Source organism: Priestia sp. YIM B13551 (assembly GCF_042787905.1).
Lineage (GTDB): Bacteria > Bacillota > Bacilli > Bacillales > Bacillaceae_H > Priestia.
On record NZ_JBHZOX010000003.1, the window covers coordinates 404156 to 425918 of the forward strand.

Genomic DNA, 21763 nt, shown 5'->3' on the forward strand with positions numbered 1-21763 from the left:
AAAAAGGTAAAAAGTGATGTGTGCAAATAGAGTTTAGTAGTATACTAACAAGTAGAATTTCTTGTATAAAAGGAAGATAATCACTCTTCATATAGAGAGGATTGTCGGCAACGAATAGAGGATAGAAGAGTTTTATTTAATGAAGGAAAAAATCGTGCTGTTCGATAAATCAAACAGCACGATTTATAAAAAAGCGGCAGTAAATAATATGTAAGCTAAGAAGCCTATTGTTTTTTGTTTTAGCTTTTGGAAAGAGGTGAAGAATAAAGTGAGTCAACTTCTCTTTAATATCACGTTAATTATTTCTTTCATGTTTGCTGCGAGTATAGTTCGAGAGCAAATCATTTATAGAGTAGAAGGAATAAACCGGTACAAAATGTATCGCTTAATTTATTACGGATGTTCTTACGGCCTATTAGGCAGCATTTTAATGATATATACAATTAAAATAGATTCTACTATTATTCTTGACCTTCGCTTTTTAGCGGTGACAATTGTTTGTCTTTATGCAGGAATGGTACCGGCTATCATTGCGGCTTGTATTATAGGGGTAATGCGTCTGCTTTTGTTTGGAATTACGGCAAGCGGAATAATAGGCGCTGCTACAATTATCGTAATGGCTTTACTGTCTGGGTGGACGGTTCGCTTACCTTATCGTCCATTTATTCGTTTTCAATTAATGAATTCTATTAGCTTGCTTTGCGTATTCTTCTCATTGTCCTTTCTTTTTAAAGATATCAAGCACGCTGCTACAATTATCATTTATTTACTGCCTGCTTCTTTTATAGGTGGGTGTTTGGTGTATCTGGTAGGTAGATATATATATGTATCTCGAGTAACGACAAGTCAGCATAAAAAGCTGTCTAAAATGTTTTCGGTTATGGTTCAAAATGCAAAGACAGGTACCATGATTGAAACGCCAGAGCGCGAAGTAGCCGTTATTAATCAAACTTTTTGTGACATGTTTGATATACCCGGACCTCCTAATCAATACGTTGGATTGAAAAGTAATCAGCTGTTTTTATCTCACGCTCCTATGTTGAAAGATCCTGCTAGGTTTTTAAAAACGGTAGAAAGCACCGTTTATTCAAAAGAGTCAATAGTAGATGAAGAAATTACGTTTATTAACGGTAAAATTTATGCGCGGGACTACATTCCAATCTATGAAGGTCATGTGTATATTGGTCACTATTGGGAATATCGAGATATTACGGAGAAAAAGAAGGCTGAGTGTGATCTTCGCAAAGCCAATAAAAAGCTTGAAATGCTGTCTATGAAAGATGGCTTAACAGGTCTGAACAACCGCCGATCTCTTGATAAACAGCTGGAAATTGAGTGGGAATACGCACAGAAAGAAAAAGAGCCGCTTTCTTTTCTCTTATTTGATATTGATTATTTTAAAGCGTATAACGATACCTATGGCCATATTCAAGGAGACGAATGTTTAAAAGAAGTAGCGAATATTGCTAAAAGCGTTGTTTTTGATGAACCGGCTTTTGTCGCAAGATACGGAGGAGAAGAGTTTGGTATATTGCTTCCTAGAGCTAATCAATATGAAGCGATAAAAATGGCAGAAGCTATTAGACAGCAAGTGGAGCAGCGTGGAATTATCCATCAAGCTTCTGACGTGTTTAAGTGTGTCACAATCAGTGTTGGAATAATGACAGTCGTCCCATCCGAAAACATACCCCCGATTTCAATTGTCCATCAAGCAGATCAGGCTTTATATGAAGCAAAGCGTACGGGGCGAAATCGAATTTCAGTATATTCTTACCACAAAGAAGCTGACTCAAACGTTTGAGTCAGCTTTTAAAAGAGATATAAGCCTCTTATTTAGGAGGAGCTTTTTCTTTTTCGTCTTCTTCCATAATTCCTTTTGTAGCGTTTTTAAACTCTTTTAACGTTTTTCCGGCAGCTTTCCCTAATTCCGGAAGTTTCTTTGGGCCAAAAAGCAATAGAGCGACAAATACAATTAAGGCAATTTCTCCAAACCCAAGGTTCATTGTCATCGTCTCCTATTTTTTGAAAGTGTTTACAAGTTTAGTATAGCATGAAAAGAAAGGAAGTAGTACATCATTATCCAGTGATTTTAAGGCCGATTACACCTGCTACAATACAAAAAATAAATAAAATTCGACGCATATCTTTTGCTTCATGAAAGAAAAGCATGCCAATAAGTACGCTTCCGGCAGCTCCTACCCCCGTCCATATACCGTAAGCTGTTCCAAGAGGTATTTCCTTTAATGCTAAGGAGAGAAGATAAAAACTTCCTGCACTGAAAAGGATAAATCCAATCGAAGGAAACAGCCGCTTAAACCCATCTGAAAGTTTTAAAAAAATCACAAATCCCACTTCGCAAAAACCGGCAGCTATTAATGCAATCCAAGCCATGTTACGATTCCTCTCTTTCTGTTTCTTCAGTAGAAATTAACTTTAAACCAACGATTCCAAAGATCATTAATCCTAAAAATAAAATCTTTCCAATATTTGCTCCTTCGTCTAAAACGGTCATTCCAAGGATCGCTGTGCCAGCAGCTCCTATACCAGTGAATACTGCATAAGCTGTTCCGACAGCAATTTTTTTTAAGGCATTTGAAAAGAAATAAAAGCTGATGACAATTGTGACGATTGTAATGATTGTTGGAGTTACTTCAGTAAATCCGTGTGAATATTTTAAGCCGATTGCCCATACAATCTCGAGCAAACCAGCGATAATAAGGTAAATCCAAGCCATTTTAATTCCTCCTTACATAAAATAATAAGCCCTTTTTACAGGGCCTATTTAGCACGTATGCCTTCCCAAAATATCGTCCAAGCATCGTGGATTTTTTGGTCATAATACTCTGGTTCATAATAAAAGCGCTGAATGAACAGTCCGTCGGTTAAACAATAAAAGCTATTGATATACAAATCAATCGGACGTTCAATTATTTCGCCTTCAGCCATTCCCTGTGTAAAAATAGCATGCAGAATTTGATCAGACAATCGTTCGCTTCTTAAGAAAATAGCTTTTACTTCCGACTGTAAATGTTCAGGTGGAAACAAAATAAGACGACGGTACATCTGGCCAAAAGAATCTTTTTCAATCATTGTGCAGAAATCTACAACAAAGCAGTAAAGCTGTTCTTTAGCAGACTTTGTTTTATGCTGTTCGTATATAACAGATAACTTTGTCAAAAATAAATTCATTAAATCATGCACGGTTAGTAAAAATAAGTCGTCTTTGTTCTTAAAATGAGCGTACAGGGAAGGTTTTTTTATGCCTACTTTTGATGAGATATCAGCAAGCGATGTTTCTGTATAGCCTTTTTCTCCAAAGAGCTCCATTGCTGCAGCTCTAATTTTTTCTACAGTTGATAATTCACTCAAGAAAAGCTCCTCCTCAATCTAACTAACGGTCGTTAGGTAAAAGATATCAAATATAAAAAAAAGAAGCAAGGGAATCGCTTCTTTTTAATGTATTTTCACTAAATGACGCTGAGTTAAAAATAAAGAGAAGATAAAAATAAGCTCAAACGTATTTGTTACAGCTGTGCTTGGTATAGGAATTGACACGGCACTTCCTACAATCATCACGGCTACTCCAATCATCATACTGCTCCATCGCGTCTTGCGAAATAAGGAAATTCCAACAAAAAGCAAAATAATCGCCACAATGAGAACCATAAGGGGTGGACCGGATGATCCCACTAATGTATAGCGAACAATGCCATATTCACGTACAACTTCCATACGCTGACTAATCGTCTCGAGTGTTTCATAGCTAATTAAGGCAAACGTAGTTAGCAAAAAAAGAATGCCGGCAACGGGTTTTTTAGCCCATGTAATCGTCGAATATTTCGCTACGCCATACGCAAAGAGCACCAAAGTAGGGGTAAATAAAGCGTGAAACCAAAAGCGAAGCATGCTAAGTGAACGTAAAGTATCGCCTTCACCGATAAATGAACCAATCCCAATCATTATATTATCGTAAATTAGTCCAGCTATTACTAAAGGAAGAAAAAGCATGTAAAACGGCGAAGTGTTTTTTTGCACTACATATATGCTAAAGAAAAACAGGACAATATAGCAAAAAGAAAATAGAAAATAAAGGATTGTATCAACCATTGTTTTCCTCCTTTTGATGATACTTCTTCTTTTTATGATAGCATCATATGCCAAAAAAGTGAGAAATCATGCATTTTTCTAGGAAATCTTAACGGACGAAAGACGCCTTTATCGGTAGAAAGATTCAGAAAATATTGAAATAAAAATAGGAAAAGAGGCCATAGTTAAGAGATTTAGATTTACTGAATTGATTATTAAATAAAGGAAATCTATAAAATAACAACAAAAGAACTAGGAACACATGGAGTCTAAATGCTTATATAATTAGAAAAAAATATTTAATGTCCTTTCTATTTAAGTAAGTTAAATGTAAGCATAAAATGATAAATAAATGTATTTTTCTTACTTTTATATCTATCTATCATCCTTACAGGTACGGTTGTTAGACAAATTCAATTGGTATATCCATAAAAAGGAATTAATGGAATAAATTATTTTTTATCCCACCTTTATATTACAAAACGTTTTCTAAAGTTAAGAAATTTTTAATTACGTAATAATTCCGTGTGTTAATTGTAAGAGTGGTGTATAAAATATTCCTGTTATTATGGTAAAAAAAGGTATCGATGGAATTTTTCTAGGTAAATAAACTTTAGACCTATTCTGTAAATTTCAAATAAAACGATGAGTTTTTAATTCGGTGAATAGACAATCGGAATTGTAAGAATATATAACATTTGAGCTATTGACCACTAATGAGCGCAGATGATAGTTTTAGAGCTGTTGAAATTGGTACTCGAGTCCATTTTTCAAAGCAGGTGTTTTAGCAGCATGCTAGCGCTGTTAATTGATTTAGCTCCCATACATATATATAGGGAGTGAAACTATGAAATCGTATATCTATCATTATGAATCAAAAGCATTCATAACGTATCCAACAGGAGAAGTTTGGAAGGAGAAGAATGAAACATGATCTTAATTATCCTATGCTGCCTATTTTTAGTAGGGTATGGCGTTTGGGAGTATCGCAGACATTTACGCAAGCTGCATTCAATTCCTGTACGAGTGAATGTTAATGGTATTCGCGGAAAATCCACCGTTACACGATTGATTACAGGTATTGTAAAGGAAGCAGGTTACAAAACAGTAGGGAAAACGACAGGAACACAAGCGCGTATGATCTACTGGCATACAAGTGAAGAAGAACCAATTATTCGTCGTAAAGAAGGTCCGAACATTGGAGAACAGCGACGAGTGGTAAATGAAGTTGCCGATATTGGCGCGGAAGCTCTTATTTGTGAATGTATGGCGGTACAGCCTGATTATCAAATCACATTCCAAAATCAGCTGATTCAAGCCAAGGTAGGCGTAATTGTAAACGTACTAGAAGATCACATGGATGTAATGGGTCCAACTCTAGATGAAGTTGCTCAAGCGTTCACTGCTACTATTCCTTACGATGGCCACCTTGTTACAATTGAAGGTCCATATTTGGAATACTATAAAAAAATAGCCGCAGAGCGCAACACAAAAGTTATTGTAGCTGACAATGATAAAGTATCTGAAGAGTATTTACGTGAATTTGATTATATGGTTTTCCCTGATAATGCTTCCATCGGTTTAGCAGTAGCAGAAGCACTTGGTATCGATGCTGAAACAGCGATGAGAGGAATGTTAAATGCTCAGCCTGACCCAGGAGCTATGAGAATTACAACGTTTGGCGATGAAAAAAATCCAGCATTTTTAGTAAATGGATTTGCTGCCAACGACGCTTCTTCCACGCTTCGTATTTGGGAACGTGTAGATTCAATGAACTATAGTGAAAAGCTTCCTATTGTCATTATGAACTGCCGTCCGGACCGTGTAGATCGCACGGAGCAATTTGCTGAAGATGTAATGCCATACATTGAAGCGGACGTAATGATTGCAATTGGTCAGACGACCTCACCAATCGCTGCAGCATATCAAAGAGGCGAATTGCCAACAAAAGAATTCTGGGATATGGAAGGCGCTTCTACAGAAGAAATTTTAGAGCGCATGAAGCCTTATTTAAAAGATCGTATCGTATACGGTGTCGGAAATATCCACGGTTCAGCCGAGCCGCTTGTTGAAGCTATTATTGAAATGAAAAAGATGAGAAAAGCAGTTTAATCTAGGAGGCCATTTCATGTTCGGATCAGATTTATATATCGCCCTTGTGTTAGGGGTTACACTAAGCTTAATTTTTACAGAAAAAACGGGCGTATTGCCAGCCGGTCTTATCGTACCGGGGTATTTAGCTCTTGTATTTGATCAGCCAATTACCATTTTAATGATTTTCTTAATTAGTATTTTAACGTATGTTATCGTCGTGTACGGAATCTCAAAAGTAGTTATTTTATATGGACGTCGCAAATTTACAGCGATGTTAATTACGGGTATTGTGATTAAAGTTGCATTTGATTATTTCTTCCCGATCTTGCCGTTTGAAGTGTTTGAATTACGCGGAATTGGTATCATTGTACCGGGCTTAATTGCAAATACAATGCAAAAGCAAGGTCTTCCTTTAACAGTTGGAACAACGGTTTTATTAAGTGGTGTAACATTTGGAATTATGCAAGTTTATTATTTATTTTAATACACAAACAAACCGCAGCTGGTAAAGGAAGGTGAAAGCGTTGAAAGAGAAAAAATTAAACTTTCAAGAAAAAGTATTGATGTTTATAAAGAAAACAAAGCCTACAACGGGCAAGCAAGCTCTTATCTTAACGCCAATTTTAATCGTAATTTTAGCTCTTTCAGGATGGATGGAGCGTTCGGATGCTCTTGAAAACCCTGAGACGGCTAATCCAGAGGCCAATAATGATTTAACGATGACTATGGTCGGAGACATTATGATGGGTCGCCATGTAAGAGAAGTAACTGAACGCTACGGAGAAGATTTTGTATTCCGCAACGTGGAGCCGTTCTTTAAAAATTCGGATTACGTAAGCGGGAACTACGAAACGCCGATTTTAACAAATGACGTAGATTCATATAAAGCAATGGAAAAAGGTATTCATTTATATAGTAAGCCTGCTGATCTAGCGACTGTTAAAAATGCAGGTTTCGACGTATTAAACTTAGCGAACAACCATTCAATGGACTACAGTGCAAAAGGGTTAGAAGATACGATCTCTACTTTTGAAGCAAACAAATTAGATTTTGTTGGTGCTGGCCGTAACTCTGAAGAAGCAAAGCATATTTCGTATAAAGATGCTGACGGTATCCGCATTGCAACAGTAGGTTTTACAGATGTACATTCAGACGGAATGTCGGCTGGAAAAAACAACCCAGGTATTTTAAAAGCAGATCCGGATCTTATTTTCAGCACGATTCAGCAAGCGAAAGCAAATGCTGATTTAGTTGTAGTAAATGCCCACTGGGGTGAAGAATACGATGCACAGCCAAGTCCTCGTCAAGAAGGACTAGCAAAAGCGATGGTAGACGCTGGTGCGGACATTATCATTGGTCACCATCCGCATGTTTTACAGTCATATGACGTATATAAAGGTTCGGTTATTTTCTATAGCTTAGGAAACTTTATTTTTGACCAAGGGTGGTCAAGTACAAAAAATACAGCAATGGTTCAATATCATTTAAACAAGCAGGGACAAGCTAAAATTGATGTTATTCCAATGGTTATTAAAGCAGGTACACCAACTCCAACAGATAACCCTTGGCGCATGAAGCGTATTTATAACGATTTAAACAAGTTTTCTTCAAACCCTGAACTGTTAGAAAAAGAACGAAACAAGTTTGAATTAAACTTAGATCATTCTCGCATTATAAAACATGCAGAGGAGCGCAAAAAGAACGAAGCGCAAGCTAACTAATAGCCCGTCATACACAGAGGAGGTAAAAGATGATAAATAAACGTAATACAATTATTGTTTCCATTGTCATCTTTTCACTCATAGTAGGTGTATGTGTTTATCAATTTATGTTTCCAAAACAAGAATATGCAGTAAGTACTTCAGATCCTCGCGCCACAAAAGTAGGTATGGAAATTCTTAAACAAGGCGGTACAGCAGTTGATGCAGCTATTGCCATTTCCTACACGCTTGGTGTTGTGGAACCGTACGGATCAGGACTTGGGGGAGGCGGCGGAATGCTGATTGATCCAGCAGATGCCTCTCCAACATTTATTGACTACCGAGAAATTGCACCTAAGAATGATAAAGAAGATGAGATTGGCGTACCAGGGTTCGTCGCTGGTATGGATTATATTCAGCACCACTACGGATCTATGTCGATGAGCAAACTAATCGACCCGGCCATTAACTATGCCGAGAATGGGTACAAAGTGGACAAAGATTTGCACGATAGGCTGGTTTCATACAAAAGTAATGTGAATGAAGATGAAATTCCTAGCTTTTATCCAGATAAGGACGCCATTAACACAGGTGAAATTGTCAAACAGCATGAATTAGCGAACACGCTGCAAAAGATTAAGGAAGAAGGGCCAAATGCTTTTTATAGAGGAAAAATTGCAGACGATATTACAGAAGAAACAAAAGTAAGTCACAAAGACTTGCGAAAGTATGCGCCTGTTGAACGCAAACCTCTATCGACAAATTATAAAGGTCATCAAATTATTTCAGCACCTCCGCCTTTTGCTGGTGCTACGCTTATTCAAATGTTAAAAATGACGGATCAAGAAGATATTTGGAAGCTGAAGGAATCGCATCCTAGTCTTTATTATCATTTTCTTGGTCAAATTTCAAAAGTAGCTTATCAAGACCGCTTGAAAAAAATTGCTGATCCGGCTTTTATAAAAGAAACGCCAAATGATTGGATCGACGATCATTACGTGCATTTACTTCGTAATAAATTAAATAATACTGAAACAGATCATACCAAAGTAAGCGATGTCGAAGAACATGAAAGTACCACTCATTTTGTTGTCATGGACGGTGAAGGAACCGTTGTATCAACAACGAATACGCTGAGTAATTTCTTCGGCAGCGGTGAATATGTAGATGGATTCTTTTTAAATAATACGCTCAATACGTTTGGGGAAGGAATTAATAAGCGTCAACCTGGTAAGCGTCCAAGAACATTTACAGCCCCTACCATTATTCGTGAAGGTGATGAATGGGTAATGTCCATTGGCACACCGGGAGGAAATCGCATTCCTCAAGTGTTAACGCAAGTAATTGGGGATTATTTTGAAGACAAAGATTCCATTAAAAACGCAGTAGAAAACAAGCGTGTCATTTTTGATTCTCATAAGTTTTATTCAGAAGCTAAGCTTAAACAGTCAACTAAAGATGGTTTAAAAACGTACGGCTATGACTTAAAAAACAATGATAACGCGATGTTTTACGGAGGCGTTCAAGCACTTGTGAAAGACTTAAAGAAAAATAAGATTCAAGGTGACGCTGATCCGCGCCGCCACGGTTTATGGGAAAAAAGTACAGACTAACTTAATTGGAGGAATAGAAAATGATCGCAAAACGAATCGTAGGGATTGTAGGACCAATTGCTATTGTAGCAGGAGTAGTAGCAGGACTTGGAGCTTTAAAACATCCGGCTACTCTTTCAACAGATGAACAGCAAAAAATTGAAAATAACGTAAAAATGATTGAACAAACAAAATCTGCTGCTGCAGATGCAGTAAATGATGCTGCAGCAGCGTCTGGGAAATAAAACATATATAGTGATAAAAAGGCATCGTCCGGGGCGATGTCTTTTTTGTGTCCAATGTATTTTATGGATAAAAATGAAAGCGCTTCACAAAATATACATATGAGTAAAAATGGAGGGGAATGTGTGAATAAAAAATTACTGTTATTTAATATTGTTGCTGTTTTGTTGTTAATCGGCGTTATAGCCGTTTTCTTTATGACTCAATCAAGTACAGAATTTAATCCTAAAAAGCTCCTAAAAAAAAATAATGATCATTCTTATGGTGTGAGCTCTTCTAATTCTCTGGCAGCAAATGTAGGGATGGACGTATTAAAAGAAGGGGGGAATGCAGTAGATGCGGCCATTGCTATTTCGTATGCCCTCAATGTAGTCGAACCTTTTGGATCCGGAATTGGTGGAGGTGGAGGTATGCTGATTGCCAAAAAAGATCAGCCTGCTACCTTTATCGATTACCGGGAAACCGCTCCAGCTTCTATGAACGGTAAAAACGGCGTGCCGGGATTTGTCGCTGGTATGGAATATATTCAGCAGAAGTATGGTACAAAATCAATGAATGATTTAATTCAGCCGGCTGTTGAATACGCTGAAAAAGGGTTTGAAGTAGACTCTCTTTTATCTTCTCGATTGTATTACTCTAGAGGAAGGATGGATGTAGACGATCTATCCGCTTTTTATCCGAAGGGAGAAGCAATCGAAGAAGGGGAAACGCTGTCGCAGCCCGTGTTAGCTAAAACGCTAATCAAGATTCAGCGGGAAGGTGCATCTGCATTTTATAAAGGAGACGTGGCACAAGATCTTGCTGATGCAACGCCTATTTCTAAAAAAGACTTATCTTCCTATCAAGTGACAGAAACCAAGCCTGTCGTTTCTGCTTACAATGGAACGGAAGTGATTTCAGCGCCTCCGCCTTTTTCCGGAATTACGCTGATTCAAATGTTAAAAATGGCAGAGAAAGAAAATCTTGAAACAATGCCTGACAAAGAATATTACGAAACGATGAACAGAATTAAAAAAGCAGCTTACTCCGACCGGTTAAAACAAATCGGCGATCCAGATTTTCATAATCAAAACTCAAGTGAATTAGTTAGTGATGATTATATAACAAACTTGGTCAATCACCCGACACGTTCTTCAGGTGAAGGCGGTGAAGAACACGAAAGTACAACACATTTTGTGGTTATTGATTCAGAAGGAACCGTCGTATCTACAACCAATACGTTGAGTAACTTCTTTGGTACAGGCGAACAAGTTGACGGCTTTTTTCTTAATAACAATGCTGATACCTTTGGAAGCAAAGAACCGAATAATCGCGAGCCGGGAAAAAGAGCAAGAACTTTTACGGCTCCAACTATTATAAGAGAAAAAGGTGAGTGGGCGATGGGAATAGGTTCTCCGGGCGGAACGCGGATTCCTCAAATTTTAACTCAGGTACTTTCTAAAAACCTTGAAGGAAATGAACCGCTTCAAGAAGCTGTAAACGAACCGCGATTTATTTTTGACGATTCGATTATTTATGTAGAGCCCGATTTAAATACAAAAAATATTCCTTCTGCGTTTCGAATAGAAACAAAGGAAAGCGACGTCTTTTATGGAGGTATCCAAGCGTTAACCATTAATTTTCAAGATAAACAAATGGAAGGAGCCGGAGACCCTAGAAGAAATGGAGTTTGGAAAACAGGAGATTAACGAAGTAAAGATTCCTTCTCATATGCTTAGGCATAGTGAGAAGGCGTTTGAAAATATCGAATGGAATGAAAATCTTTGTCGCTGGAATGAAAATGTACGTAAATAGGGGAACGATCTAAAGCAGGGTGAGCGTTGAAAAACGTGGCATCACCGTAGCGCAAAGCTTTTAGCAAGTAAGGCATTTCCTGTTTGAAAATAGCATATCGTATGGCTTGAACGGATTTTTCCGTTTGTTCATTTCCAATAAATACGTATACATACAGCGTATCAACACCGTCTTTGTGGAGCCATTCGGCAAAAAGCTCATTTCGCTGCTCATTTAATTGATCAACAGCAAACTTTTCGTCGATCCAAAGAAATAAATCGTCTGTTTGTTCAGAATGTGTGAGCGTATAGCGTCGCCCAATAAAAGGAAAGGTAGGCGTGCTTCCTTGCCGGTATGTGACGCTAAATTGCTGAGGATTAAAAGCAGACAAAGGGCATCTTCCTTTCACGCTTTTAAGTAGTTTATGCATAAAAAAGAGAAATTTCACACATTCGTCAAGAATTTTAAGCTGTTTTTCTTACATGCATACTTATGAAAAAGTTGTTACACTGAAGAAAAGAAATAGTGGGTGATAAAAGATGGAGCCGCTGTATATTGTCTTATCAATTTTTTTAGCAGCGATGCTATCGTATGATATTGCTAAATTTGTTCGAGGGGACCGGCCAGATTGGAAAGAGGGTTTCGTGACGGGCCTTGTGTTCGTGGGCTTTTTAGCAGCCATGCAAATGGCTTTTCACATTGTATAGCGACGAAAGAGGCTGGGACAAACGTAGTTTAGTTGAAGGAAGATCCGAACAATGAATTGTTCGGATCTTTTATGGTTAGGGTGAACGTAGATTCCATTGATTTCGTTATGTCTCAATCTCTTTTTTAAAGATATGCCGGATAAGTTTAGTCCGGCAATACTAAAAAGCCCCGATATCGAATAAGCTGTTGTATACTGCATTTTTGATAAAGGGGCTTTTTACTTGTATCGAAAAAAAACACTGCTTTTGAAGCGAAGTTTAGGAGTAGCTGTGTTTCTTTCTGTTATTGCGCTGGGAGTTTGGATGTTTCAATTTACATTTTTTTCTCCGAGTCATCAAGCCAAATCTGCTGTAAAAGAATTTTATACGCTAGAACAGGAAGGGAACTTTTCGGAATCATGGGATCTTTTTCATTCATCCATGAAAAAGAAGTGGACAAAAGGTGCATACATACAAGATCGAGCACACGTATTTCTCAATCATTTCGGGGTAGACACTTTTACGTATTCCATTGAAGATGTTGAAAAAAGAAAGAGCTGGAAGATGGAAAATGATCGTAAAGCGTTTCCTGTGGTTTACGAAATGACCGTTATCCAAACGTATAAAGGGAAATATGGAAACTTTGATTTGGTGCAGAAAGTGTATGCTGTTCGTGAAAAAGGAGAATGGAAAGTCGTGTGGGATTATAAACAGTAGGAGAGCCTGCTGTTTTTTTATCTTCATAAGAAATGAGCATACCTCAGCTGTTAATAGGCCTCTTTTTTAACAGAAAAAACGTTATGTTTTTTTGCGAGTGGGTAAAATGAAAGAAGGAGGCGAACACAGATGAAATTTAAAACGATTTTATTTGATGCATATGGAACACTGTTTGATGTACATACCGTTATTGAAACGTGTGATAAGCTGTATCCGGAACGAGGAGAAAGTATTAGCCATTTATGGCGTTTGAAGCAAATTGAATATGCAATGCAATATCAGCTGATGGGACGATACGTTGACTTTTATACATTAACAAATCAATCGCTGAAATATGCAGCAGAAGCAAATGATATTGATTTAACGGAACACGAAGAAAAAATGCTGATGAGTGCTTACATGAAGCTGAATGTCTACGATGAGGTCAAAGAGGTGCTCGCCTATTTAAAAGAAAAAGGATATCGTCTGGCTATTTTTACGAATGGTCCTAAGCACATGATTGATCCGCTTGTTTCTTATCACAACATGAATCATTTATTTGAAGACGTTATTTCCGTAGACGAAATCAAACAGTACAAGCCTACGATGGCAAGCTATCACTATGCAAAAAATAAAATGAACGCAAAAAGAGAAGAAGTATTATTTTTGTCATCGAATACATGGGACATTGCCGGTGCTAAAAACTACGGGTTCGCAACGGCTTGGGTCAACCGAAAAGGAAATGTAGCTGAACATAAAGAATTGCAGCCAAACGTAATCATTAAGAGCTTAAATCAGCTTACTAAATAAAAAAAGAACGAGCATTAAGCTCGTCCTTTTTTATTTATTGCTAAATGTATCTTTTGTTTCACCTACTGCTTTTTGAGCATTTCCTTTTGTTTTCTCAGCTTTTCCTTCACGCTGAAGGTCGCGGTTATTCGTTGCATTTCCCACTTGATCTTTTACTTCACCTTTAGCTTTTGATACATTTCCTTTAATTTTATCTCCTAAACCTTTACTCATTTTAATCTTCCTTTCTATTAGTAATTAAGTAGTGTTACTTGTCTGTTCCACCATTAGAAAGAAATTAAACATATTTTCTGATTTTAACTTAAACAGAAGCTAAGCGTACGGTATTCAGGAGTAATGTTTAGGCACTATCATTACTATTGTTCGGAGGGTTTAAGCTCCCAATCATCATAAATCTGAGATTCATAAGGCCATGATAATAAGCTCAAAGATTCCACTGCTTTTAGAACAAGAGGTGAAGCATTATTGATGTTGAGATCTTGCGGTGCAATCCACAATGCTTCCAAAGAATCCTGTCCTTCAAACTGTACGGGGTTGGAAAGAAGCTCACCGCCGGCAATGTCTACGTAATAAAATACGGCAATGTGATGCACGTGAGTAAATTCTTTCCACTTACAGGGATACTGAAAATCTGTTGTACCCGCTTGAGAAACAATGTTAATCTCAAAGCCTGTTTCTTCACTAAACTCTCTTTTCATCGCATTTGTTAAAGTTTCACCGTGCTCTAGCTGTCCGCCTGGCAAATCAAAACGATGAATATACGGACCTCTATTTTTTCGAATAACAAGCATCTTGTTATCTCGCATACAAATTCCATATACGCCAAAGGCGCGATCATAGTTTGGTTCCATCTTTTTTTCACTACTTTCTATAACAGAATGGCTTGATAAAGCATAGTTTGATTTCTTTATCCTACCATACATTTTGCTATAGAACCTTTTTTAATGAGATGCTTTTACAGTAAGCGTGCGGGAAACGGCACTTTCGTTATGCAAACGGTCAACAGAGGTTACAACATATGTGTATGTTTGATTTTTGAGTGCATTTGGATCTACAAACAATTGTTTTTCTCCTGTTTTTCGAACGGTTGTCAGCAGGTTTTCTGCGTCGTTAATGTCGCCTTTTTTATTGCCTTGAGAGCGATAAATGGCATAATAAGCGGAATCATTCTGCTGGTGATCTCGAATTTCAAATGCTGCTTCTTTTGTATGAGGGCCCGCATTTTTTAATTTTGGTGCTTTTGGTGCCGTATTATCAAGCCAAGGCATTGCTGGAATAAGCGCAGGGTGTTTATAAATATCGTTTTGCAGCTTGTCTTTTATTCCTAGCGGGTTTCGGTTCAAATCTTTCAGGCTAAAATGCATGCTTCCCTGTACTTCTGGAAACTGGTGATTTAGAGCAATTTGCCTTGGATACTCATCGGGATCGGACCATGCTTCCACCGCGTTGTTATTAATTTTGTAAGCAGCTTGTCCAATATAAAGGTGGACTGGGTTTCCGCGCACTTCATCTCTCCACCAGTTGAGCAGCGTATCGTAAGCAGCGGGTTCAAATCCGATATTCCAATAAATTTGCGGAGTGATGTAATCAATGTATCCATTTTGAATCCACGTACGCGTATCGGCATACAAATCATCGTAGTTTGTTTGTCCGGCAGTCGTCTCAGAGCCGGTTGGATCATTAGCGATATTTCGCCATACGCCGAACGGACTGATTCCAAACTTCACGTATGATTTTGTTTTTTTAATAGACTTATTTAAATCCTGAACAAGCTGATTCACATTGTCACGCCGCCAGTCTTCAATATTTGAAAACATTTGAGCACCGTAGGTTTGATACGTTTTTTGATCTGGGAACGTTTGACCTGCAATTTTGTAAGGATAAAAATAGTCGTCCATATGAACAGCATCAATATCATAGTTTCTTACGACTTCGAGCACTTCTTCAATAATAAAGTTTTTTACTTCTGGAATACCTGGGTTGTAGTAGAGTTGTTTTCCGTAGGAGACGACCCAATCAGGATGTTGTTTGGCAGGATGATTATCGGCTAGTTTGTTTAAATCAGTATGATTCATTGTAATGCGGTAAGGGTTAAACCATGCGTGGAATTCTAAGTTGCGCTTGTGTGCTTCGTCTACCATAAAGGCCAGAGGATCATAGCCGGGATCTTTTCCTTGTGTACCGGTTAAATATTCTGACCACGGGCCATATTTTGACGGATAAAAGGAATCGGCGGTCGGTTTAATTTGAACGACAACAGCATTCATCCCCATCTTTTTGACTTCATCTAGCAAATAGGTAAACTCTTTTTTCTGCTGTTCAACCGGAAGACCAGGCTGAGAAGGCCAGTCAATATTGTATACGCTTGCAATCCAAGCGGCTCGGAGCTCCCGTTTTTGATATGTGGTAGGTACGTCTGCTTTAGCAGGCAATGTGCTCGAACAAAACAGCAGCAAAAACAAGATGCCTCCAACCCATTTTTTAATATGCATGTTCGTTCCTCCTTCTTTTTTGGTTGAGATAAAATTTCTTTCATAATATAGCATGCGGTCGTTATATTCACAATAGATTTTAATGAAATATTCTGAAAAATAAAATAAAGTTTTAAAAATATCAGAAAAATATTGAAATTAAACTTCAGAAAAAATATAATAATGGTAATTTAAAGAATATTTTAGAAATACGTTACTTAACGATGGAGGAATTCATGCGCCAATTTTCCGTACTTACTTTAATCGATGCACAAATGAATCATTACAGTCCCGCTGAAGGAAGAGTAGCTGATTACGTGCTAGAAAATCCCACGACCACGTTGAACTTAACGACCAAACAGCTAGCTAAGCAGTGTCAGTGCAGCGAAGCTACGATTATTCGCTTTTGTCAGCGTGTAGGCATTAATAGTTTTAAAGAATTAAAGATTGAATTAGCAAAAGATGCTCATAAGGTGAATACCGAACAGCTGCCGAATCTTCCAGTTAATTTTGAAGATGAGACCGATGCTGTGCTTGAAAAAGTCATAAGCAAAAGTATGAGCGCACTGATGAATACAAGTCGATTAGTGAGCACTTCTGCAATTGATGCAGCTGCGGAAGCTATTCATGGAGCGAAACGAGTGTTTTTATACGGAGCAGGAGGATCATCTGTAGTTGCACTAGATGCTCAGTATAAACTGCTTCGAATTGATATTTCGGCTCTGTTTTCATTAGATAGTCATGTTCAAATGGTGATGGCTACGAATATGACAAAAGATGATGTGCTGTTTGTGGTATCCACTTCGGGTCAAACAAAAGAAGTGGTAGAGCTGATGCAAATAGCCAAAGACAAAGGAGCAGCCGTCATTTTGCTAACGCAGCACGGATCATCGCCAGCTTCTAGATTAGCTGATATTTTGCTGACTATTTCGGTAGAAGAACAGCATATTCGAATTGGAACGATGAGCGCTCGTATTGCTCAGTTAGCCATTGTAGATGCGATGTTTATACGGTTATGTATTCAAAAAGGCAATCAAGTGTTTGAACGCATAATCGATACACATAATGTAATTCAAAAAATAAAGAGGTAGGGGGAAACGAGAAAATGAAGGTATTGTTTGTATGTTCTGGAGGAATGTCAAGTGCGATTGTGGTAAAAGCATTAAAAACGGAAGCACAAAAGCACGGAACGGATATGGAAGTGCTGGCAATTGGAACAAATGAAGTGGCAGAGGAAATTCAAAAGGGCTGGGACGTTGTAATGGTTGCACCGCAGATTCGTCACCGGTTTAACGCAGTTAAAGCAGAAGCGGATAAAGCTTCCGTTCCATGCGGACCTATTCCGCCGCAGGCTTATACGCCGCTTGGAGGTCCAACGCTTTTTAAAACGGTTCAACAGCTCGTTAGCTAAGAAAAGCAGGTGTATTCCTGCTTTTTAAATAGATAAGGGGTTTTATTTACACAAGGGGAGAATATAGAGGGGGAAAGGGTATATGAGCAAATTTGTGTCGTTTTTAGAGAACAATTTATCAGGACCTATGGCCAGGTTATCGGAACAGCGGCATCTTCAAGCCATTCGCGATGGTGTAATTTCCGCTTTACCGTTTATCATTATCGGAAGTTTTTTCTTGATTCTAGCATTTCCGCCTGTGCCGCAAGATAGCACAATCGCGAAATGGGCAGCTGATAACAGCGCGAATATTTTAATACCGTATCGCGTAACGATGTTTATTATGTCTTTATATATAGCCTTTGGGATAGGATACAACTTGTCTAAAAGCTATAATCTCGATCCGCTGTCAGGAGCGCAAATTGCAGTAGCTGCACTACTTCTTACGGTGACTCCAAAGCTGATTGAAGAAGAAGGGTTTATGCTGCCAATGACAAACCTTGGAGGTCACGGTTTATTTGTGACGATGATTGTATCGATTTTATCGGTCGAGATTCTCAGGTTTTGTAAAGCAAAAAATGTCACCATTAAAATGCCGGAACAAGTGCCTCCTTCAGTATCACGGTCTTTTGAAGCGCTGATTCCAGTGGCTATTGTTGTTGTACTTATGACAATTATTACGATTGTTTTAGGTATCGACCTTCATCATTTAGTTGATAAACTAGTTGCTCCGCTTGTGGAAGCTGGAGATAGTTTAGCAGGAGTGTTAATACCGGTTTTCTTAATCACGTTTTTCTGGTCATTCGGAATCCACGGCGTCTCTGTTGTTGGAACAGTGGCACGGCCTGTATGGGAAGTGTACTTAGCAAAAAATGCTGAAGCGGTAGCGGACGGAGCTTCCACACTTCCTTATATTGCACCTGAAACGTTCTTTCAGTGGTTTGTTTGGATCGGAGGATCTGGAGCGACGCTAGGTCTTGCCTTAGCGATGCTGTTTTTCTCAAAATCTAAATATTCGAAAGCGCTTTCTAGGACATCTTTTATTCCAGCGGTTTTTAATATTAACGAACCAATTATTTTCGGTTTGCCAATTGTCTTAAATCCTATTTTAATTATTCCATTTATCATTATCCCGATTATTACAACGATCATTTCATACGCAGCAACGGCGACAGGTCTTATTACGCCAACCTACGTAATGGTTCCATGGACGCTCCCGGCGCCGATCGGAGCTTATCTATCAACCGGAGGAGACTGGCGGGCGGTTGTGCTAGTCATTATCAATATTGCTATTTCTGTTGTCATTTATCTTCCGTTCTTTAAAATGTACGACCGAAAGATGGTCGAAATGGAAAAAAGCGATGAAGCAACGGTTGCACCATCCGATAGTTCAGTTCAAATGTAAAGAAAGAGAAGCCAACTTGTTTGGCTTCTATCTCTTTAGTAGGAGTGAGGGTCAATGTTTGTTCGGTTTCGATATAAAACTGTGTTTTTATTTCTGCTAACCATGGTTCTTTGCAACGTTATTTTTACACCTCTGCTGCAGTATGCTGGTTTATCAGCGCAGCATAGTTTATTTGCCATTACAAGTCTATCAGCAGCGCTGCTTACAACATTTATTTCCATTCGGCTTTCAAACGCAGCTTTATCTAAAACCGCCGTTTGTATACGCTTTGTTTTGCTTGGAATAGGGTGCACAGCCGTTACATATTTAGCCGTTTTTTAACAAGGAGGGACAAAAAATGAAAGTAGTGACAATAGGGGGAGGATCAAGCTACACACCGGAATTGGTCGAAGGGTTTATTAAACGATATGATGAGCTTCCAATTCGAGAGCTATGGCTTGTAGATATTGAAGAAGGAAAAGAGAAACTTGAAATTGTAGGAGCACTTGCGAGAAGAATGGTCAAAAAAGCAGGTGTTGATATGGAAATTTGTTTAACGCTTGATCGACAAAAAGCGTTGATAAATGCTGATTTTGTAACGACACAGCTTAGAGTAGGTCAGCTTGATGCGCGTATTCAAGATGAACGCATCCCTCTTAAGTACGGAATGATTGGTCAAGAGACAAACGGGGCGGGAGGATTATTTAAGGGCTTGCGAACGATACCCGTTTTGTTGAAAATTGCCGAGGAAATACACGAAGTTTGTCCAAACGCCTGGCTTATTAATTTTACAAATCCTGCAGGTATGGTAACGGAGGCGCTGCTTCGCTACGGAAAGCATTCTAAAGTAGTAGGAGTCTGTAACCTGCCTGTACATATGACAAACTCCATCGCCAGCTTGCTTCAAATAGAAAAAGAAGATGTTCACATTGAATTTGCAGGGTTAAATCACTTGGTATATGGACTGCATGTGTATGCAAAAGGAAAGGAAGTAACGCAAGAAGTCATTCGGCGATTAAGTGATCCAAAGTCCCAAGTAACAATGAGAAACATAGCTCCTATTCCGTGGCAACCGGACTTTTTGGAAGCTCTTGGCGTGATTTTATGTCCTTATCACCGCTACTACTACAAAACAAACGAAATATTAGCAGAAGAGCTTCTAGCCTTTCAGTCAGGTACTACGCGTGCTGAAGTGGTCAAAGTACTGGAAGGAGAGCTTTTTGAACTCTATAAAAATCCAAATCTAGAAAGTAAGCCTCCGCAGCTGGAAAAACGAGGAGGCGCTTATTACAGCGATGCCGCATGCAATTTAATTTCATCCATTCATAACGATAAAGGCGATATTCAAACATTAAATGTAAAAAACAATGGCGCTATTTCCTCACTCCCAAACGAATCTGCGGTTGAAGTAAACTGTGTAGTAACAAAGCAAGGGCCAGTACCACTCGCTGTCGGTGAACTTCCGGTAGAAGTGAATGGACTTGTGCAGCAAATTAAATCGTTTGAACGAGTAGGGGCAGAAGCTGCGGTTACAGGATCTTATGAAAAAGCACTGGTTGCGCTGAGTATTAATCCGCTTGTTCCAAGTGACGAGCTGGCTAAGTCGGTCTTAGATGAACTGCTTCAAGCTCATCGCGAGTATTTACCTGCTTTTTTTAAGGAAGTGAACGCATAGTATGTATGCTGTTGGACTTATGTCAGGAACGTCGCTTGATGGAATTGATGCAGCTCTTGTTCAAATTGAAGGAAGCGGCTATGAAAGTAAAGTTAAGCTTCTTCATTTCATTACCATGCCTTTTTCACCTCAGTTAAAAAAGGAAATTGAGCAGGCGCTTTCTTTTGAACATTCAAATGTACAGCTGATCTGCAGCTTGAATTTTAAACTTGGCTATGCGTTTGCAGATGCAGTGAAAAAAGTGTGCCAAGAAGCCCGCTTTTCTCTTGAACAAATAGATGTTATTGGATCGCATGGGCAAACCATTTACCATCAGCCTTATGCTTCGGGAAGTACAGCGATGTCTACACTCCAAATTGGAGAGCCGGCTGTTATTGCCTATGAAACCAAAACGAAGGTAGTAGCAAACTTCAGAGTGATGGACATGGCAGCAGGCGGGCAAGGTGCTCCGTTAGTTCCTCACACGGAACGGATTTTGTACAGCCACAATAATTATACAAGGCTGCTTCAAAACATTGGAGGTATTGGAAATGTAACGTTGATTCCTCCAAAACACTCTCCTATACCGGTAGTAGCTTTTGATACGGGGCCGGGAAATATGATGATAGATGAAGCGTGTCAGCAGCTTTTTAATGTTTCATTTGATGAAAATGGGCGTTTAGCAGCTGGAGGAAAGATTATTTCAGAGCTTTTAGAAGACTGTATGAATCATGATTACATGAAGCTTTCTCCTCCTAAATCGACGGGAAGAGAGCTGTTCGGTACACAGTACACAAAGAGACTGCTAGAGAAATATAGCAAACATAAAAAGGAAGATCTGCTAGCTACGATTACTATGTTCACGGCATCATCCATTGTACATCACTATGAAACATGTATTTTTCCTGCCTATTCTATTGACGAAGTGATTATTGGAGGAGGCGGAAGTTATAATAATACGCTGATGAATATGATTAAAGCGCAGCTCGGGAAGCGCTGCAGGGTGTATACACAAGAAGAAATAGGAATGTCTTCAGAAGCAAAAGAAGCCGTAGCATTTGCGGTGCTCGCAAATGAAACACTTTCAGGTTATCCAAGCAATGTACCAAGCGCAACCGGCGCCTTGTCTCCTGTAATATTAGGAAACATTACGCCTGCACCACTATAAAAAAGGGGATGGAAGA

At 38.7% G+C, this 21763-nt stretch carries 25 protein-coding genes; 16 read left to right on the forward strand and 9 right to left on the reverse strand.

Features of this window, described 5'->3' with window-relative positions:
* Positions 1-268: 268 nt before the first annotated feature.
* On the forward strand, positions 269-1801 hold the full coding sequence (locus tag ACFX4N_RS19040) for a diguanylate cyclase domain-containing protein (protein ID WP_328127617.1): 1533 nt from the start codon (positions 269-271) through the stop codon (positions 1799-1801).
* 28 nt (positions 1802-1829) lie between these two features.
* On the opposite strand, the gene ACFX4N_RS19045 is transcribed toward ACFX4N_RS19040, so the two are convergent.
* The 5 genes from ACFX4N_RS19045 to ACFX4N_RS19065 all read right to left on the reverse strand — a co-directional run bounded on the left by ACFX4N_RS19045 (position 1830) and on the right by ACFX4N_RS19065 (position 4107).
* Positions 1830-2003, reverse strand: a complete 174-nt coding sequence (locus ACFX4N_RS19045; RefSeq protein ID WP_013055701.1) for a twin-arginine translocase TatA/TatE family subunit — start codon at positions 2001-2003, stop codon at positions 1830-1832.
* A gap of 73 nt (positions 2004-2076) precedes the next feature.
* Positions 2077-2391 (reverse strand): DMT family transporter, encoded by a 315-nt coding sequence (locus ACFX4N_RS19050; RefSeq protein ID WP_057274416.1) that lies wholly within the window; start codon positions 2389-2391, stop codon positions 2077-2079.
* Position 2392: 1 nt separating this feature from the next.
* Positions 2393-2734, reverse strand: a complete 342-nt coding sequence (gene sugE, locus ACFX4N_RS19055) for a quaternary ammonium compound efflux SMR transporter SugE (protein WP_043980074.1) — start codon at positions 2732-2734, stop codon at positions 2393-2395.
* Between the two features lie 44 nt (positions 2735-2778).
* Entirely contained in the window at positions 2779-3369 is a 591-nt protein-coding gene (locus tag ACFX4N_RS19060) for a TetR/AcrR family transcriptional regulator (RefSeq protein WP_013055704.1), read from the reverse strand.
* 84 nt (positions 3370-3453) lie between these two features.
* Complete coding sequence (locus ACFX4N_RS19065; protein ID WP_057274417.1) at positions 3454-4107, reverse strand: hypothetical protein; 654 nt, start codon at positions 4105-4107, stop codon at positions 3454-3456.
* A 909-nt stretch (positions 4108-5016) separates the two neighbouring features.
* On the opposite strand from ACFX4N_RS19065, the gene pgsB reads away from it, so the two are divergent.
* The 6 genes from pgsB to ACFX4N_RS19095 all read left to right on the forward strand — a co-directional run bounded on the left by pgsB (position 5017) and on the right by ACFX4N_RS19095 (position 11403).
* The gene (gene pgsB, locus ACFX4N_RS19070) at positions 5017-6198 is read left to right on the forward strand and encodes a poly-gamma-glutamate synthase PgsB (RefSeq protein ID WP_013055706.1); all 1182 of its coding nucleotides are present in this window, start codon (positions 5017-5019) and stop codon (positions 6196-6198) included.
* Between the two features lie 16 nt (positions 6199-6214).
* Positions 6215-6664: a poly-gamma-glutamate biosynthesis protein PgsC gene (pgsC, locus tag ACFX4N_RS19075; protein WP_013055707.1), complete on the forward strand. Its 450-nt coding sequence runs from the start codon at positions 6215-6217 to the stop codon at positions 6662-6664.
* Positions 6665-6704: 40 nt separating this feature from the next.
* Positions 6705-7901, forward strand: a complete 1197-nt coding sequence (locus tag ACFX4N_RS19080) for a CapA family protein (protein WP_013082012.1) — start codon at positions 6705-6707, stop codon at positions 7899-7901.
* A gap of 29 nt (positions 7902-7930) precedes the next feature.
* Positions 7931-9493 (forward strand): gamma-glutamyltransferase family protein, encoded by a 1563-nt coding sequence (locus ACFX4N_RS19085; protein ID WP_029324923.1) that lies wholly within the window; start codon positions 7931-7933, stop codon positions 9491-9493.
* Between the two features lie 20 nt (positions 9494-9513).
* The gene (locus ACFX4N_RS19090; protein WP_013055710.1) at positions 9514-9717 is read left to right on the forward strand and encodes a CapE family protein; all 204 of its coding nucleotides are present in this window, start codon (positions 9514-9516) and stop codon (positions 9715-9717) included.
* Between the two features lie 123 nt (positions 9718-9840).
* Positions 9841-11403: a gamma-glutamyltransferase family protein gene (locus tag ACFX4N_RS19095; protein ID WP_340643112.1), complete on the forward strand. Its 1563-nt coding sequence runs from the start codon at positions 9841-9843 to the stop codon at positions 11401-11403.
* 26 nt (positions 11404-11429) lie between these two features.
* On the opposite strand, the gene ACFX4N_RS19100 is transcribed toward ACFX4N_RS19095, so the two are convergent.
* Positions 11430-11879, reverse strand: coding sequence for a staygreen family protein (locus tag ACFX4N_RS19100; protein WP_028407691.1), 450 nt, complete (start codon positions 11877-11879; stop codon positions 11430-11432).
* Positions 11880-12027: 148 nt separating this feature from the next.
* Here ACFX4N_RS19100 and ACFX4N_RS19105 point away from each other — a divergent pair, with 148 nt between their 5' ends.
* The 3 genes from ACFX4N_RS19105 (at position 12028) to ACFX4N_RS19115 (ending at position 13680) form a co-directional block, all read left to right on the forward strand.
* Positions 12028-12195 carry a hypothetical protein gene (locus ACFX4N_RS19105; RefSeq protein WP_170959558.1) on the forward strand — a complete coding sequence of 56 codons (168 nt, stop codon included), beginning with the start codon at positions 12028-12030 and terminating at the stop codon, positions 12193-12195.
* Positions 12196-12417: 222 nt separating this feature from the next.
* A complete protein-coding gene (locus tag ACFX4N_RS19110; protein ID WP_013082017.1) occupies positions 12418-12891 on the forward strand; it encodes a hypothetical protein in 474 nt (157 codons plus the stop codon).
* Between the two features lie 129 nt (positions 12892-13020).
* On the forward strand, positions 13021-13680 hold the full coding sequence (locus ACFX4N_RS19115; protein ID WP_029324926.1) for a haloacid dehalogenase type II: 660 nt from the start codon (positions 13021-13023) through the stop codon (positions 13678-13680).
* Positions 13681-13710: 30 nt separating this feature from the next.
* On the opposite strand, the gene ACFX4N_RS19120 is transcribed toward ACFX4N_RS19115, so the two are convergent.
* The 3 genes from ACFX4N_RS19120 to ACFX4N_RS19130 all read right to left on the reverse strand — a co-directional run bounded on the left by ACFX4N_RS19120 (position 13711) and on the right by ACFX4N_RS19130 (position 16172).
* Positions 13711-13893 carry a CsbD family protein gene (locus ACFX4N_RS19120; protein WP_013055716.1) on the reverse strand — a complete coding sequence of 61 codons (183 nt, stop codon included), beginning with the start codon at positions 13891-13893 and terminating at the stop codon, positions 13711-13713.
* Positions 13894-14036: 143 nt separating this feature from the next.
* Positions 14037-14531 (reverse strand): NUDIX hydrolase, encoded by a 495-nt coding sequence (locus tag ACFX4N_RS19125; protein ID WP_192100539.1) that lies wholly within the window; start codon positions 14529-14531, stop codon positions 14037-14039.
* Between the two features lie 90 nt (positions 14532-14621).
* The gene (locus ACFX4N_RS19130) at positions 14622-16172 is read right to left on the reverse strand and encodes a glycoside hydrolase family 10-like protein (protein ID WP_057274420.1); all 1551 of its coding nucleotides are present in this window, start codon (positions 16170-16172) and stop codon (positions 14622-14624) included.
* 215 nt (positions 16173-16387) lie between these two features.
* Between ACFX4N_RS19130 and ACFX4N_RS19135 the strand changes: the two genes are divergently transcribed.
* The 6 genes from ACFX4N_RS19135 (at position 16388) to anmK (ending at position 21747) form a co-directional block, all read left to right on the forward strand.
* The gene (locus ACFX4N_RS19135; RefSeq protein WP_057274421.1) at positions 16388-17242 is read left to right on the forward strand and encodes a MurR/RpiR family transcriptional regulator; all 855 of its coding nucleotides are present in this window, start codon (positions 16388-16390) and stop codon (positions 17240-17242) included.
* Positions 17243-17256: 14 nt separating this feature from the next.
* A complete protein-coding gene (locus ACFX4N_RS19140; protein ID WP_013055720.1) occupies positions 17257-17562 on the forward strand; it encodes a PTS sugar transporter subunit IIB in 306 nt (101 codons plus the stop codon).
* 82 nt (positions 17563-17644) lie between these two features.
* Entirely contained in the window at positions 17645-18946 is a 1302-nt protein-coding gene (locus ACFX4N_RS19145) for a PTS sugar transporter subunit IIC (RefSeq protein WP_057274422.1), read from the forward strand.
* 54 nt (positions 18947-19000) lie between these two features.
* On the forward strand, positions 19001-19267 hold the full coding sequence (locus tag ACFX4N_RS19150) for a hypothetical protein (RefSeq protein ID WP_013082025.1): 267 nt from the start codon (positions 19001-19003) through the stop codon (positions 19265-19267).
* A gap of 16 nt (positions 19268-19283) precedes the next feature.
* Positions 19284-20600, forward strand: coding sequence for a 6-phospho-beta-glucosidase (locus tag ACFX4N_RS19155; RefSeq protein WP_057274423.1), 1317 nt, complete (start codon positions 19284-19286; stop codon positions 20598-20600).
* Between the two features lies 1 nt (position 20601).
* Positions 20602-21747, forward strand: a complete 1146-nt coding sequence (gene anmK, locus ACFX4N_RS19160) for an anhydro-N-acetylmuramic acid kinase AnmK (protein WP_057274424.1) — start codon at positions 20602-20604, stop codon at positions 21745-21747.
* The last annotated feature ends 16 nt before the right edge of the window (positions 21748-21763 follow it).